This window comes from Lysinibacillus sp. GW823-FHT06C08 (assembly GCF_058795135.1).
Window position 1 is genome coordinate 67,873 of record NZ_JBXAHN010000004.1, and the last position, 16,421, is coordinate 84,293.

Sequence of the window (16,421 nt, forward strand, 5' to 3'; positions counted from 1 at the left end):
AGATTCGATTTTTTAAACTACTTTTGCTTCTGTGTGAAGTAGATTTACCAATTCTTTTACTTGTACAGAAAGGTCGCCTTCAAGAACACGGCCTGCTGCTTTTTGAGCTGGTAAGAAGATATCAACCGTTTCAATCTTCACTTCTACGTCATCTTCATCGATATCTAAATCATCTAATTCAAGCTCTGCAAGCGGTTTCTTCTTCGCTTTCATAATACCTGGTAGAGATGGATAACGTGGCTCATTTAAACCTTGTTGAGCTGTTACTAACAGCGGTAAGGAAGTTTCAATTACTTCTGAATCTCCTTCTATATCACGAACAATTTTTGCAGAAGTTCCATCAATCTCAAGCTTTGTAATCGTTGTTACATAATTAATATCTAATAAATCTGCAACACGTGGACCCACTTGACCAGAACCACCATCAATCGCAACATTTCCTGTTAAAATTAAATCAGCATCTTTATCTTTTAAGTATTCTGCTAATAGAAAAGCAGCAGCATTTTGATCTAATTCATCTAAATCATCTTCCGTATTGATAAGCACTGCTTCATCAGCGCCCATTGCTAGCGCTGTTCGTAATTGCTTCTCAGCATCCTCGCCGCCAATTGTTACTACCGTCACTTTACCGCCAGCAGCGTCACGCACTTGGATTGCTTCTTCGATGGCATATTCATCGTAAGGGTTAATAATGAATTCTGCGCCGTCCTCTTGGATTTTACCACCCGACACAACGATTTTTTCTTCTGTATCAAACGTACGTTTAATTAATGCAAAAATATTCATATATCCATACCTCCTGGAACGTTTTATAATTCTAAGTAAACTTATAAATATTATATATATTTAGTTTCAATAACATCGATAACATCCTTGCTCGTTACTATCGACATATGGGAAATTTATTTGCCAGTAAACATAGGCTCTCGCTTTTCAATGAATGCTTGAATTCCTTCTTTTGCATCTTCTGTGATGAATACTGTGCCAAAGGATTTCGCTTCCGCTTCAATCCCTTCATAAAATGAAGCATGCTTTGCATATTGCAAGGTTTGAATAGCTGCCTTCAAAGCAATTGGGCTCTTCTTGGCAATATTCTTTGCAATATTTAATGTTTCCTCTAACAGTGTCTCTTCTGAGAATGCACGGTTTGCTAAGCCCCATTGCACAGCTTCTGTACCGGAAATCGGTTCGCTCGTAAACATCATTTCAGCAGCCTTTGCTACACCAACATAACGTGGTAGTCGTTGCGTACCGCCGAAGCCAGGAATAAGGCCTAATTGTAACTCAGGTAAACCTAGTTTCGCTGATTCCGTCACAAAGCGCATATGACAGCTCATTGCTAGCTCAAGCCCACCGCCTAATGCTGCACCATGAATAGCTGCGATAATCGGCTTAGGGAATGATTCCACACGCTCAAATACTTGCTGTCCATTGCTAGCTAGCTTCGTAAACTCTTCTCCAGATTCTACCCCAGTAAATTCTTTAATATCTGCACCTGCAGAGAAGAAACGGCCTTCACCATGAAGTACAAGGACTCTTACAGCATCATCATGTTCTACAGCATCTAGCACAGAATTTACTTCTGCAATAATACCGCGAGATAATGCATTTGCTGGTGGACGTGCAATTGTAATATTTGCTACCCCATCTTCCACTTTCCAACTTAGAAATTCCATTTCTCCACATCCTTTTAACCTTTAATGGCGTTCAGGATTAATGCCTGAACCTTCGGAACCTGCTCCATCAAATCATATCGATAGTCATTCATAACCCACGACGTAATAGTTTCATCGATTGTTCCAAAAACCATTTGACGTGCCAAGCGTACATCCATCGTTTGATTGAACTCACCTGAAAGCATACCTTCGATTAAAATTTGATCAAGTAAATGTAAATACTCACGTAATACTGAATTAATTTTTAGTCGTAAGTCTTTATTTGATTGGCGAAGCTCTAATTGTGTGACGGTTGCTAGGTATCGATCTGTCGCTAGAACATTAAAATGATTTTCAATCATTCGGGAAAGTTTGTCTTTAGACGTATTCCCATTTTCTATTATATCTTGTAATGACTCTACAAAAACAGCCATTTTTTCATTAAAGACAGAAATTAATATATCTTCTTTATTTTTAAAATATAAATAGATTGTTCCATCGGCCACCCCAGCCTGTTTGGCGATTTTCGATACTTGCGCTTGGTGATACCCATTTTCCGCAATAACGATGACAGCTGCATCAATAATTTGTTTATATTTTGGCTTATCTCGTTTCACTTTTATATCACCACCTAAAAAACATGCGCACGTCAACATAATCAAGTATGACGTGAGAACCTAAAAAAATATGAAAATATGAATGGTCATTCATTCATATTTTCATATTATATTTTACATCATTGCTTGTCAATACTTTACCACGTATTTATTTCGCTTCTTTATTCGCCATTTTTGTTTTTTCTTCATCCACTAATGTACGGCGCAAAATTTTCCCAACGGCTGTTTTTGGCAGCTCATCTTTAAATTCATAATACCGTGGAACTTTAAATGACGCTAGATGCTGACGGCAATATTTATTTAATTCGTCTTCTGTAATCGAATATCCTTCTTTTAAAACGATATAAGCTTTTACCGTTTCTCCTCGATAAGGATCAGGTATACCTGCTACAACGCATTCTTGAATTTCCTCACGCTCGTATAACACTTCTTCAACCTCACGAGGGTATATATTAAAGCCCCCTGCAATAATCATATCTTTTTTACGATCCACTACATAGAAATAGCCTTGCTCATCCATATAGCCAAGATCTCCTGTTAAAAACCAGTCATCTGTAAATGTAGCGGCCGTATCCTCTGGGCGATTCCAATAGCCCTTCATCACTTGTGGTCCTTTAACTGCAATTTCACCAACTTCACCAACTGGCAATTCTTCCGTATCCCCTGTCCGCAAAATAATCGCTTCTGTATTTGGCCAAGGTAATCCTATTGAGCCAATCACCCGCTTGCCCCAAATTGGAGTAGCATGTGTCACTGGTGATGTTTCAGTTAATCCATAACCCTCTACTAATTTTCCACCTGTTACCTCTTCAAACTTCTCTTGCACTTCAATTGGCAATGAAGCAGAGCCACTTAGGCAGGCCTTAATAGATGATAAATCGTAATTAGCAATGTCTGGATGATTTAATAAACCGATGTATAGGGTTGGCGCACCAGGGAAAAGTGTTGGCTTTTGCTTATCAATTGTCTTTAATGCAGTTTCAGCATCAAATTTCGGTAACAGCACCATTTTATTTTGAGTGAAGACTGATAAAAGCATAACAGTTGTCATACCATAGACGTGGAAGAATGGTAGGATACCCATAATGACCTCATCACCGTGCACACATTTATACATCCATGCATCACACATTGTCGTATTGGCGATTAAATTTTTATGGGTTAGCATGACTCCTTTAGGGAATCCGGTTGTTCCACCTGTGTATTGTAGTAATGCTAGGTCTTCTTCAAAATCAAAAGGAATATGATCCATTACCTTGATTGGTGCAGAACGCATTATTTCTGAAAACAAATGATTTTGTCCACTATGTTCAACCTTGACACTAAAGCCATATTGCTTTTTTTGAATAAATGGATAGACTAAATTTTTTGGGAATGGTAAATAATCTTTGATGGCTGTCACAATGACATTTTCTAGGGCGGTTTCTTTTATAATTTTCATCACTCTTGGGTACAAAATATCCATCACAAGAATAACTTTTGCACCCGAATCTGCCATTTGATATTGAAGCTCACGTTCAGTATAAAGTGGATTTGTTTGTACGACAACAGCACCTGCATACATGGCACCGTAGTAAGCGATTACACTTTGAGGCGAGTTAGGTAACATAATTGCCACTCGGTCTCCCTTTTCCACACCTAATGATTGTAAATAGTTTGCGAATCTTAAAGCAGACTCATATAGTTCGGTGTACGTCAAATCCTTCCCCATAAAATGAATCGCTACTTTTGATGGATTCTTCTTATAGGCGCGTGTCAAAAACTCTTGCACTGGAATTTCCTCAAACGTTAAAGACGATGGTACTTCTTCAGGATAATTTGCTAGCCATGGTTTTGCTGTCATACGTCCTCTCCCCTTTGTCCCAAACTTTGTCAATTCTTAATTTTATTATAATGAAAAAGAAATGCACTTTCAAACAGAAAATAGAAAATAAACGCATTTTCGATTAATTATTATGCATTTAACAACATTATTATGACTAATTCTAAATAGGATTTGTATGGGTAGATACGATGAATACTCATTCATTCTCTCGTTTTTCAGATTAGAAATAACCTATATATTGCTATATTTGAAAAACAATTTTTCCTATCAGGGCTTTAATAGGTTTAGTTGAAGCCACCTGCTATAAGCTCAATAAAAAACGCATCCTTTAAAAAGGATGCGTTAATGTGCTTAAATAGTCATCATATAATAGACGCCCACTGCCAAAAATGCGATACAGACAATGATTAGTACCTTTGCTAATTTTTCCATGTCATGACACTCCTATGCAATACTTGCCCCAATTACAAACGATAGACCAACTGAAATGGTAAAGGAAATGAAACCAACTGAGCGATTATCATTGGCAATCTCTTGATCAACATTAAAACGAGGTGTCATAAATTCAAATAAGAAATAGGCAACAATTAACAACGTAAAACCAAAAAGACCCCAGCCAATCATTTCACTTAATGTACTATGACGAGCAATAGAAAAACGAAAAATATTACAAATTCCTAGTATTTTTCCGCCTGTTGCAAGTGCCACAGCAACATTACCTTTTTTAATTTCTTCCCAATTTTTATACTTCGTCACGACTTCGAACAATGCCATCGACACGACTAAACATAACACAACAACACTAAAGTATCCTGCCGTTTCGATAATTGGATATCGCCAAAAGCCAGAATTCAGCATTTTTCTCCGTCCCCTTTATAGCTTATTTCAATTCAACAACTGTGACGCCTAAGCCCCCTTCGCCGGCTTCACCAAAACGGAAGGATTTCACACGCTTATTGTTTTTCAAATAGCTTTGAATACCTTGGCGTAAAGCCCCAGTACCAACACCATGGATAATAGATACCCGACCATAATTCGCAAGTAATGCATCATCAATATACTTTTCTGTTCTTAAAATTGCATCTTCATAGCGCTCTCCACGCAAATCCAATTCTAATTTCACATGGCCATTTCGATTTTTTACACCAGCTGTTCGTACAATAGGCTCTTTTTCAGGTTTAATATACTCCAAATCACTATCAGAGATTTTCATTTTTAAAATTCCCATTTGGACAACCCATTCAGTATTCGATACTTTTTCTAACAAAGTACCTCTTTGACCATAGCTTAACACCTTTACCTCGTCCCCGACAACTAAGTTTTGCGCACGGGCTTTTACTTGTGCAGCTTTTTTTAGTACTTTATTATTGTCAAGCGGTGTTGCTTCTTCCAAACGCTTACGCGCTTCAATTAGCTCATGCTCTTTAACAACTTGGTCGGCATTTTTTCGCATTTCTCTCAGCTCAGCAATAATGCCTTCCGCTTCATGTTTCGCTTCTTCTACAATTTTACGAGCTTTTTCTTTAGCTTTCTTATCAAGTGCCTCTTTACGCTCATCATAGGCTTGTAATTTATCTTGCAGCTCTTTACGTAAGCTCTCTGACTCTAACAATAATGCATGGGAACGCTCTGCATCATCTTCAGATTGACGACGTGTTTCCTCTAATGAAGCAATCATCGATTCAACCTCATGTCGATCTGTTCCTGTGAAGCCTTTAGCACGCTCAATAATGGTTTCAGGGAGCCCTAAGCGACTAGAGATTTCAAATGCATTCGAACGTCCAGGAACACCAATTAGTAGACGATAGGTAGGACTCAATGTTTCTATATCAAATTCTACACTAGCATTGGCAACACCAGGTCGATTATAACCGTATGCTTTGAGCTCAGGGTAGTGAGTCGTTGCCATCACACGTGCACCACGACCATGTACCTCGTCTAAAATAGAAATGGCTAAAGCTGCCCCTTCTTGTGGGTCTGTACCTGCTCCTAACTCATCAAAAAGAACAAGTGACTCATCATCAAATTTTTGTAAGATGTCGACAATATTGACCATATGAGATGAGAATGTTGAAAGCGATTGCTCTATAGATTGCTCATCACCAATATCAGCAAACAATTGTTTAAACACAGCAAGCTGAGATCCATCCAATGCTGGTACTGGTAACCCAGCTTGAGCCATTAATGTACACAAGCCCACTGTTTTTAATGTTACCGTTTTACCACCTGTATTTGGACCCGTAATTACTATTGCCGTAATGTCTTTCCCAAACTCAATATCGTTTGGCACAGCTGTATCTATTGGTAATAGTGGGTGGCGTGCACGAACAAGGCGGATATAGCCATCCTGATTCATTTTAGGCATTGTACACTTATTGGCTTGGCCATACTTGCCTTTAGCTAAAATGACATCGATATCCCCTAATACCTTTACTAAGTTAAATAAATCTGGTGCTACATCTTGCACCATTGCGCTTAATGCTAGTAAAATTCGTTCAACCTCAGCCTGTTCTTTCATTTTCAAACGATGAATTTCATTATTCGCTTGGACAATAGAATCTGGCTCAATGAATAAGGTTTGTCCAGAAGAAGATTGGTCATGAACGATTCCACCATAATGATGACGATATTCTTGCTTAACGGGAATAACAAAGCGATCATTCCGAATTGTAACAAGTGTATCAGATAGCATTTTCGATGCATTACTGCCACGGATTAAGCTCTCCAATTTAGAGCGTACCTTTGCTTCCTCCGAGCGTAAGGATTGGCGAATAGTTCGTAAAGTTGTACTAGCCGAATCTAAAACAGCTCCGTTATCATCAATACAGTTATTAATTTCATGCTGTAATCCCGTTAATACAGGCATTGTTTCCTTTTTGGCGATAAAATGGGGAATTTCAATCACTTCATCGGCTTCCAAATCCTCAATAAAATTGCGAAGAATTCTACTAGCTCGAATTGTACTAGAAATTTCCATTAGCTCTATCGCCGCTAACATGCCTCCTATTTGGGCACGTCTTGCAGATGGTCGAACATCAAATATTCCACCCATCGGTACATTACCTTTTACACGTAAAATGGATAAACCTTCGTCCATTTCTTCTAATAGTTGTACTACTTTATCAAAGTCAGTCTGTGGTACAAGCTCCTCGATGGCTGATTTCCCAATTGAAGAAGTACAATAGGTAGCCACTTGTTGCCGTACTTTATCGTATTCTAGTGTTTTCAATGCGCGTTCTGCAATCACTGAGAACACCTCCTCAACCTATTTATTTCGTCGTATGAACGCCTCAAATTGTTCACGCGTCCATGTATTCACAATCAAATCTTTTGGTATCCATGCTCTATTGGCATAGCGAACTCCAATATCCATAAAACGTAGATGTGCGGTATCATGCGCATCCGTATTAATCGCTATTGGCACACCTGCTGCTAAAGCCATCTCTAAATGTTCAACACATAAATCAAGACGATATGGATTAGCATTTAACTCTAAAATTTTACCATATTCCTTCGCCCAGGCAATTAACTGTTGCATATCAGGATTATAGCCATCACGATCTTCAATAATTCGCCCTGTAGGATGGGCAATCATATGGACATAAGGATTTTGCATAGCTGTCAGTAGACGTGCCATAATTTTTTCCTGTGTTTGTGTAAAACTTGAATGTATAGAAGCAATTACAAAATCTAATTCACGCAAAACTTGATCATCAAAATCTAAGCTACCATCCGGTAATATATCCATTTCTGTCCCTGAAAATAAATGAAATTCTGGGTGAGCTTCATTAAATGCCTCAATTTCCACTCGCTGTTTTTCTATACGCTCTGGTGTTAAACCATTTGCGACTTTTAGAAATTGGGAGTGATCCGTAATAACGCTATATTGATAGCCACGCGCTAGTAATGCCTGGCCCATTTCTGCAACAGAGTATGCACCATCTGACCATGTCGTATGCATATGCAAATCGGCCTTAATATCTTCTAGTCGGACCAATTTTTGGATATCCTCTGTTTTGTCAAATTCTACTGTCCCTGTACGCAAGCTTGGTGGAATCCAAGGTAAATCAAAATGAGCAAAAAATGCCGCTTCATCTTGAAATGTTAGAACAGTTCCATCTTCCTGCTCCACTCCATATTCACTAATTTTTTCACCTCGCGCTTTTGCAAGCTGGCGCATGCGTACATTATGGTCCTTAGAACCTGTAAAATGATGCAAGGCAGTCGCATATTCCGTATCCTTCACTAAGCGAAAATCAACGCTTACTGGCTCATCTAAGTCCAAGATCACCGAAATTTTTGTATCTCCTGCTGCAACGACTTCTTGGATGGCTAATGTATTTAATAATTGTTCACGGACTGCCTCAACCGCTTCTGTTACAACAATAAAATCAATATCTTTACTAGTTTCCACTGCACGACGGAAACTTCCAGCTACAGAAAAACGTTCCACTTCCTCCATACTATCTAGAAGGGCCTCTATTTGTAAAACCACAGGCTCTAGCTGCCAAATGGGTAGACGCTCAGAGCGATTAGCTAAATTGGCAAGTTCCTTTAAAATTTTCTCCTCTGTTTTGGCAGCAAAGCCAGCTAATTCACGTACTTTGCCCGCTTCACAAGCCGCCTTTAAGCTTTCTGCTGAGTCGATGCCTAGCTCTTGGTGAAGCTTGGCTATCTTTTTTCCACCTAAGCCTGGCAACTTTAACAATGGCAATAACCCTTTAGGGACAATCTCTTCTAGTTCCTTAAGCAAACTTGACTCACCTGTTACCATCAAATCCTCAATAACAGCAGCCGTCCCCTTGCCAATTCCTTTTAGTTTTGTCACATCATCCATTTCACTTAATGAACGCTCGTCTCCTTCAAGTGCCGCAGCTGCTTTTCGAAAGGCGGATACCTTGAATGGATTTTCACCTTGTAATTCCATATACAGAGCAATTTTTTCGAGCGTGCGAATAATGGTTTTTTTATTCACCAATAATTCCTCCTATCGTAAAAACACTTCTCTCCAAACAGAGAGAAGTGCATAGTTGACTATTGCATATAAATATACCACCAGTTTTGGAACATCTTTGTAATGACCGGTGTATGCTCTAAAATAAGACCACTTAACAATGACTTCGACATTAAATTTTGTATGCTATCAATCGGTAGCAGTGCGCATACATATAGCAAAATAAACATAATTAAATAGTTTTCAATCATGCCGAATAGCGCTCCAAGCCAACGATTTACTGTGTTCAGTACAGGTAAATAAGCAATAAAATCAAAAATCGATGCCACAATTTGCAATGTTATTTTTACGGCAAAGAAAATTACCGCAAAAGCAATTACACGATAGAATGTGCGGTCTAAATCTAGACTGTCTATCACGACACCAAGACTACCTGTATCAGTAACTCCTGGATACGGAACCCAAAATACAAATTTTTGTGCTAATGGCTTATAATAAATATACGCAACAATTAGGGCTACTATAAAGCTGACAATGTGCATCATTTGTACAATGAAACCACGTTTTGCACCGACACCAATTCCAGCTAACAGTACCACTAATATGATTAAATCTAACATTCTCTTCAACCCTTTAATTTTTTCAATTCTTCTTCCAGCTGCTCCAGCCGCTCTTTTAATAGTAAATGATCATGTACTGTATTTACTGCTGTCAGAACAGCAAGTTTTGTGCTATCAAGTGAGGGATTATGTACGTTCATCTCGCGCATACGGTCATCAACAATCGAAGCAACAAGTCGCATATGGCCAATGGATTCCAAGCCGACCATTTTATATGTATGACCATATATTTCCACAGAAATTTTATTCTTTTCTTGTTTTTCCATAGTCGCACCCTCCTATAAATTCGATACATGCAAGATTTTTTTGGCTTGCTAGCACCATCACACAAAAAAGCTATTTATTATCATACCATGAAAGGTATAAAATTGTGAACAATGAGGACAGAAAGGATCGATTAAATGTCAAATATTGTACTTTCCATTTCAACAAATATTCAAAAAGAGGTGATGGCATACTATGCATCCAATTATATTGAACGCAAGGCTGCTGGTGTAATCTTCGCCGCAAAACTACCAGATACCTCCATAACCATGTATAAATCAGGAAAATTAATGTTTCAGGGTGGTGGAGCTGAACGTGAAGCTGCCCGCTGGGGGACCATTGAAAAAACATCGAACTCGAAAGCATCTAGTATTGGAGCAAAGGGTGATACACTACCCGACCAATTTGCAACGATGTCCGTATTAGGCTCAGATGAAACAGGCACTGGTGATTATTTTGGCCCTATTACAGTAGCTGCCGTATATGTACCTGCCTCCAAAATTGAACTGATCAATGAGCTTGGTGTCAAAGATTCAAAATTGTTATCGGATGATTACATGCGGAAAATTGCTCCTGATTTACGCGCAGCTTGCGTTCATAGTGTTCTCGTCTTACGCAATGAAAAATATAACAGCTTACAGGCAAAGGGCTACTCCCAAGGGAAAATGAAAGCCATGATGCATAACAAGGCACTGCAAAACACACTGACAAAAATGGCTCCTGAAAAACCTGAATGTATTTTAATTGATCAGTTTGCAGAACGAGGCGTTTATTACAATTACTTAAAAAACGAACGAGAAATTGTACAGGAAAGCGTGTACTTTTCTACTAAAGCCGAGCAATTACATGTAGCCGTGGCTACAGCATCCATTCTAGCTCGTGCTGCGTTTTTAAAGGAAATGGATCGTCTCAGTGAAATAGCGGGTTTAGAGTTAATGAAAGGGGCCTCCAACAAGGTAGATGTGCAAGCTGCACGTATTTGGCGTAAACAGGGCGAAGAATTTCTACGCTCCATTACAAAATGGCATTTTGCTAATACAGAAAAAGCGAGAAAGATGATTTAAAAAACATGAAGCTCCAAACGAAAAAGATTGTCTAGATGACAGTCTTTTTTCTTTACCAAAATAAAGTAAAGGCGTTATTTCCCATGAGAAAGTCATTATCCTTATGACCGTGTAAGAAAAATGACAAAAGCCATCGAGAGTAAACTTCTCGATGACTTTTGACTAAGTCTGAGACTATCTAGTACGACAGTCTTTTTATAATTTTAGCGTACTTCTGTACCATCGATTGTAGCAATTGCTTTTAGTACTTTATTGTGTGCAGCTACTACTTCTTCGTCTGTTAACGTGCGTTCTGGGTCGAAGTATGTGAGCGAGAATGCTACGGATTTTTTCCCTTGCTCCATTTTCTCACCCTCGTATACGTCAAATACGCGGATATCCTTCAATAATTTCACACCAGCTACATTAATAGCTTTTACGACTTCGCCTGCAGTTGTTGTACGATCCATAATAAGCGCAATATCACGAGACATCGCAGGGAAACGAGGTACTGGTTTGTAGGAAAGTGGCGCTTCTTGATCAGTTGCATTTAATAGAGCAACAAGGTTCATTTCCATAACATACGTATCTTTTACACCCCATGCCTTTTCCTCTGCAGGGTGTAGTCCACCAATAATACCCACTTGCTCGCCATCCAATACTATACTAGCTGTACGACCTGGGTGTAATCCATCAATTTGTGCTTTTTCAAATGAAATGCGATTTCTTAGGCCAAGCTTGCCAATAACACCTTCTATTACACCTTTTAAGACGAAGAAATCTACGGCTTTTTTCTCGCCTTGCCATGCGTGATCTAGCCATTTCCCTGTAAGGACTACTGCAAGATGCTCTTCTTCGAAAGGTTGCCCTTCCTCCGATTGACCAAGGAATACTGAGCCGATTTCATATAGAGCTACACTGTCTGCTTGGCGGGCAACATTATAGGCTGCTGCTTCAATTAAGTGTGGAACTAGGCTTTGTCGTAATGTAGAGCGTTCTTCACTCATAGGCATTAGTAAACGAGTGACTGGTTCAGCTTTCAATGCAAATCGTTGTGACAGCACATCAGATGTTAATGAATACGTCACAGCTTGATACAAGCCAGCACTCTCCATATAATTACGAACAACACGACGATTAGCTTGATAAGCTGTTAAACTACCTACTTGTGTAGCACCCTCTGGTAATGTCGTTGGAATCTCGTCGTAGCCATAAAGACGAGCAATTTCCTCTACGATATCCTCTTCGATTTTAATATCCTGACGACGTGTTGGTGCATCAATAATTAATAAACCATTTGCAGCTTCTACTCCGAATTTTAAGCGCTCTAAAATAGAAAGCATATCCTCTAATGCGATTTTCATGCCTAAACGTTCGTTAATAAAATCTGGTGATACGACAACACGCGCTGGTGTTTTATCTAAATCGTCTACCACACATGTACCTTCCAATACTTCACCACCAGCTAATGCAGCAAGTAATGTTGCAGCACGTTCAGCTGCAGGTAAAACACGATTCGGGTCTACCCCTTTTTCAAAGCGGGCAGATGCATCAGATCGAAGGCCAAGATGACGAGATGTTTGACGCACTGTTAAATCGTCGAAATAAGCCGATTCAATGACAACAGTCGTTGTAGAATCTGTTACCTCAGAATTAGCACCACCCATTACACCAGCAATAGCAACTGGCTCTTTGCCATTCGTAATAACTAAATCTGACGCTTTTAAGGTACGTTCTTGGTCATCCAAAGTTGTGATTTTCTCACCCTCCGTTGCTTTACGAACAACGATTTCACCTGTTGCTAGACTATCATAGTCAAAGGCATGAAGTGGTTGACCATATTCCATTAACACATAATTCGTTACGTCCACTACGTTATTATGCGGGCGTACACCTGCTGCCATCAAACGATTTTGAAGCCACATTGGTGACTCCCCAATTTTGACGTTTTTCACAACTTTTGCGACGTACATTGGGTTTGCTTGCATATCTTCCACACGAAGCTTTAGTAAATCCTCTGCTTTTTCGCTGGCAGCTTGATAAGAAATATCTGGATACTTTACTTCCTCTGACAGGATAGCACCCACCTCATATGCTACACCTAGCATTGAAAGGGCATCTGATCGATTTGGTGTTAAACCAAGCTCTAGCACTGTATCTCGTAAGCCTAGAATAGCCAGTGCGTCCGTTCCTACTTGCGCATCTTCTGGAAGTACGTAAATGCCCTCAGAGTAAGCTTTAGGTACAAGCTTTCCTTCAATACCTAGCTCTTGTAATGAACAAATCATGCCATTTGATTCATGTCCACGAAGTTTAGCTTTTTTAATTTTAATACCGCCTGGCAAATGGGCACCTGGGCGAGCCACAATTACTTTTTGACCAGCATCTACATTGGGAGCACCACAAATAATTTGTTGAGGCTCTTCTTCACCAACATCCACTTGACAAATATTTAATTTATCGGCTTCTGGATGTTTTTCCTTTGATACCACATATCCGACTACAACTTTTTCCATTGCATTTGCACGATCAATGACTGCGTCTACTTCAATTCCTGAACGTGTAATTTTTTCTGCTAATAGCTCAGGTGCTAAGTCCTGTGTATTGACATAATCTTTTAACCATTCTAATGAAACTAACATGTTTTATCCCCCTTACGCCTCTGTTCGCTCGAATTGTGATAAGAAACGAGTGTCACTCGTATAGAAATGTCGAATATCGTCGACACCATATTTCAACATGGCAATACGCTCTGCACCAATACCAAATGCGAAACCAGAAACTTTCTTCGGATCATAGCCAGCCATTTCTAAGACGTTTGGATGAACCATACCTGCGCCTAGTATTTCAATCCAGCCAGTGCTCTTACATACGTTACATCCTGCACCACCGCATTTAAAGCACGAGATATCCATTTCAACAGATGGTTCTGTGAATGGGAAGAAGCTCGGACGAAGTCGAATTTCACGTTCAGCACCAAACATTTTTTTTGCTAAAGTATCTAAAGTTCCTTTTAGATCACTCATACGAATATTTTCGCCAATTACTAAACCTTCAATTTGCATAAATTGATGTGAGTGCGTGGCATCATCATTATCACGACGGAATACTTTTCCTGGACATATGATACGAATAGATTCACCTTTTTTAGCTTCCATAGTACGAGCCTGTACAGGCGATGTATGAGTACGTAATAATATTTCCTCGGAAATATAGAACGAGTCTTGCATATCACGAGCGGGATGACCCTTTGGTAAATTTAATGCTTCAAAGTTATAGTAGTCCTTCTCTACTTCAGGACCCTCTGCAATTTCATAGCCCATGCCAATAAATAAATCTTCAATTTCCTCAATGACACGTGTCAATGGATGGCGATTCCCTACTTTTATTTCACGTCCAGGTAAAGTAACATCAATCGACTCACTTGCTAATTTTTCAGCAATAGCCGCTTCTTCAAGTACAGCAACTTTTGACTCTAATACTGCCGTTACGTTTTCACGAACATTATTCACTAAAGCACCCATTTTTGGTCGCTCTTCAGCTGATAATTTACCCATTCCTTTTAATAAATCAGTAATAGGTCCTTTTTTCCCTAAATATGCAACACGTACTTCATTTAATTCTTTTAGACTTGCTGCTGCTTCAATTTTAGCAAGTGCTTCTTGCTCTAATTGTTTTAATTGCTCTTCCATGTTAAAACCTCCTTAGAAAATTAACGCCTGTTTTTAGGCATAAAAAAACTCGCCCCTAAAAAAGGGACGAGGACATATTCGCGGTACCACCCTAGTTATTGCAAGGCCAATATCCTTACAATCACTTCATTCACATAACGACTTGATAAAGCCGGCTTACCTTTACAGCATCAAGCTGGTCCCGGTAGCTGCTCGCGGGCTGAATTCAAAATTGCATCGGTACGGCGTTGGCTCTCAATCTCCGGCCACACGCTCCCTGTCGTCCATTCACAATCTTTACTACTTCCCGGTCATAGCATTTCATATTTAAACTTACATTTTAGAATTGATTATACAATAACGATCAGTTGCAAATCAAGGGGCAACTAGCGGAAACCCGCATGATTCTGTCAGTTATTTCACAAAACCATATAAAACTATACCAGTTGCTACAGCTACATTAAGTGATTCAGCCTGACCAAAAATTGGAATGATTATATTTTGGTCTGTCATTGCTAAAAGCTGTGGCTGAATACCACTACCTTCATTCCCCATAATAATCGCAAATGCACCAGTATGCTGAATGTCGCTATATGGCACGGCGTCTTCATCCAATGCCGTACCAAATACTGGAACTCCCTGAGCCTGTAAAAAGTCTACACATTCCGTTAACTCTTCACGTACTACAGGGATGTGGAAATGTGAGCCTTGTGCAGCTCGTAACGTTTTAGGGTTGTAGACATCGGCACAGCCCTTCCCTAAAATAACGGCATCTAATCCAGCTGCATCGGCTGTACGAATCATCGTCCCAATATTGCCTGGGTCTTGAACAGCATCGATCAATAACACTTTACGCCAAGATGCCTTTACTTCCTCCTCTAATGCAGGCTGTTTACAAATAGCAAAAACACCTTGTGACGTTTCTGTTTCCGCAAATTCCTTCGCTACTACTGACGTCACCTCTACAATAGCAATGCCATCAATTGGCCATAGCATCGGTAAATCTACACCTTCACGTACAATAATTTGCAGGACTTGCTCTTTATTTTTTAATGCTTCTTCTACAAGGTGAAAGCCTTCCACTATGAATTCACCTGATCGTTCCCGTTCTTTTCGTGTTGTCGCTAATTTTTTCCAATATTTCACTAGCGCATTTTGCGTAGATTCGATTCTCTTCATTGCTACCTCTTACCGCCTTTTTCCTATATATTGACCATTATTATACCTTAGTAAATACTAAATTTCATAGCTATGTGAGAAAACTGTTTTTTTCTAGGACAAGTGTAATTTTAATGCTGTGTCTAACAACTCCACCATGTTATAATGATACATACTTTGTAATAATTTTACAGTATCGAGAAAAAAGGTGATCAGGATGAAAAAAACAATACATGTAGTTGGTGCCATTATTGAAAATGATCAACAAGAAATTTTCTGTGCTTTAAGAAATGCCCATATGGTACTCGCTAATTATTGGGAATTCCCTGGCGGTAAAATTGAACCCGGCGAAACTCCCCAGCAAGCACTTTATCGAGAAATCCTTGAGGAATTCAACTGCGTCATTCAAGTTGGTGAGCCAGTGACCAAAACTCTTTATGAATACGAACAATTTTTTGTTCACCTAGAAACTTATCTAGCCACTATTATTAAAGGTACTCCACAAATATTGGAACACGCTGAAGCAAAATGGGTTCCTCGTCAGCAATTGCTTAAGCTTTCTTTTGCACCTGCCGATTTACCTTCCATTGAAAAATTATTAGCGGAGCCATAAC

At 39.3% G+C, this 16,421-nt stretch carries 14 protein-coding genes; 2 read left to right on the forward strand and 12 right to left on the reverse strand.

The genetic code is table 11. The features are described 5' to 3' along the window. Nucleotides 1–12 precede the first annotated feature (12 nt). The 9 genes from AC1Q6O_RS12020 to zapA form a co-directional block, all read right to left on the reverse strand. Complete coding sequence (locus tag AC1Q6O_RS12020) at nucleotides 13–786, reverse strand: electron transfer flavoprotein subunit beta/FixA family protein (protein WP_008179174.1); 774 nt, start codon at nucleotides 784–786, stop codon at nucleotides 13–15. Nucleotides 787–902: 116 nt separating this feature from the next. Continuing rightward, nucleotides 903–1,676: an enoyl-CoA hydratase gene (locus AC1Q6O_RS12025; RefSeq protein WP_008179175.1), complete on the reverse strand. Its 774-nt coding sequence runs from the start codon at nucleotides 1,674–1,676 to the stop codon at nucleotides 903–905. Between the two features lie 14 nt (nucleotides 1,677–1,690). Continuing rightward, nucleotides 1,691–2,272, reverse strand: coding sequence for a fatty acid metabolism transcriptional regulator FadR (fadR, locus tag AC1Q6O_RS12030; protein WP_025114529.1), 582 nt, complete (start codon nucleotides 2,270–2,272; stop codon nucleotides 1,691–1,693). A 148-nt stretch (nucleotides 2,273–2,420) separates the two neighbouring features. Further along, nucleotides 2,421–4,115 carry a long-chain-fatty-acid--CoA ligase gene (locus tag AC1Q6O_RS12035; protein ID WP_008179179.1) on the reverse strand — a complete coding sequence of 565 codons (1,695 nt, stop codon included), beginning with the start codon at nucleotides 4,113–4,115 and terminating at the stop codon, nucleotides 2,421–2,423. A 426-nt stretch (nucleotides 4,116–4,541) separates the two neighbouring features. Next, nucleotides 4,542–4,955 carry a DUF350 domain-containing protein gene (locus AC1Q6O_RS12040; RefSeq protein WP_008179180.1) on the reverse strand — a complete coding sequence of 138 codons (414 nt, stop codon included), beginning with the start codon at nucleotides 4,953–4,955 and terminating at the stop codon, nucleotides 4,542–4,544. A gap of 22 nt (nucleotides 4,956–4,977) precedes the next feature. After that, entirely contained in the window at nucleotides 4,978–7,344 is a 2,367-nt protein-coding gene (locus AC1Q6O_RS12045; protein WP_008179182.1) for an endonuclease MutS2, read from the reverse strand. Between the two features lie 18 nt (nucleotides 7,345–7,362). Beyond that, nucleotides 7,363–9,072 carry a DNA polymerase/3'-5' exonuclease PolX gene (gene polX / locus AC1Q6O_RS12050; protein WP_090002295.1) on the reverse strand — a complete coding sequence of 570 codons (1,710 nt, stop codon included), beginning with the start codon at nucleotides 9,070–9,072 and terminating at the stop codon, nucleotides 7,363–7,365. 59 nt (nucleotides 9,073–9,131) lie between these two features. After that, the gene (locus AC1Q6O_RS12055; protein ID WP_012295574.1) at nucleotides 9,132–9,671 is read right to left on the reverse strand and encodes a CvpA family protein; all 540 of its coding nucleotides are present in this window, start codon (nucleotides 9,669–9,671) and stop codon (nucleotides 9,132–9,134) included. A gap of 5 nt (nucleotides 9,672–9,676) precedes the next feature. Next, nucleotides 9,677–9,937, reverse strand: coding sequence for a cell division protein ZapA (gene zapA / locus AC1Q6O_RS12060; RefSeq protein WP_008179187.1), 261 nt, complete (start codon nucleotides 9,935–9,937; stop codon nucleotides 9,677–9,679). A 135-nt stretch (nucleotides 9,938–10,072) separates the two neighbouring features. Here zapA and rnhC point away from each other — a divergent pair, with 135 nt between their 5' ends. Next, entirely contained in the window at nucleotides 10,073–10,999 is a 927-nt protein-coding gene (gene rnhC, locus AC1Q6O_RS12065) for a ribonuclease HIII (RefSeq protein ID WP_090002297.1), read from the forward strand. Nucleotides 11,000–11,202: 203 nt separating this feature from the next. Here the strand turns inward: rnhC and pheT are convergent, their stop codons facing one another. The 3 genes from pheT to AC1Q6O_RS12080 form a co-directional block, all read right to left on the reverse strand. Continuing rightward, the gene (gene pheT, locus AC1Q6O_RS12070) at nucleotides 11,203–13,620 is read right to left on the reverse strand and encodes a phenylalanine--tRNA ligase subunit beta (protein ID WP_090002298.1); all 2,418 of its coding nucleotides are present in this window, start codon (nucleotides 13,618–13,620) and stop codon (nucleotides 11,203–11,205) included. Between the two features lie 12 nt (nucleotides 13,621–13,632). Next, entirely contained in the window at nucleotides 13,633–14,670 is a 1,038-nt protein-coding gene (pheS, locus tag AC1Q6O_RS12075; protein ID WP_089985730.1) for a phenylalanine--tRNA ligase subunit alpha, read from the reverse strand. A 393-nt stretch (nucleotides 14,671–15,063) separates the two neighbouring features. Beyond that, the gene (locus AC1Q6O_RS12080; RefSeq protein ID WP_090002300.1) at nucleotides 15,064–15,828 is read right to left on the reverse strand and encodes a TrmH family RNA methyltransferase; all 765 of its coding nucleotides are present in this window, start codon (nucleotides 15,826–15,828) and stop codon (nucleotides 15,064–15,066) included. A 196-nt stretch (nucleotides 15,829–16,024) separates the two neighbouring features. On the opposite strand from AC1Q6O_RS12080, the gene AC1Q6O_RS12085 reads away from it, so the two are divergent. Continuing rightward, entirely contained in the window at nucleotides 16,025–16,420 is a 396-nt protein-coding gene (locus AC1Q6O_RS12085; protein WP_090002302.1) for a (deoxy)nucleoside triphosphate pyrophosphohydrolase, read from the forward strand. Nucleotide 16,421 lies beyond the last annotated feature (1 nt).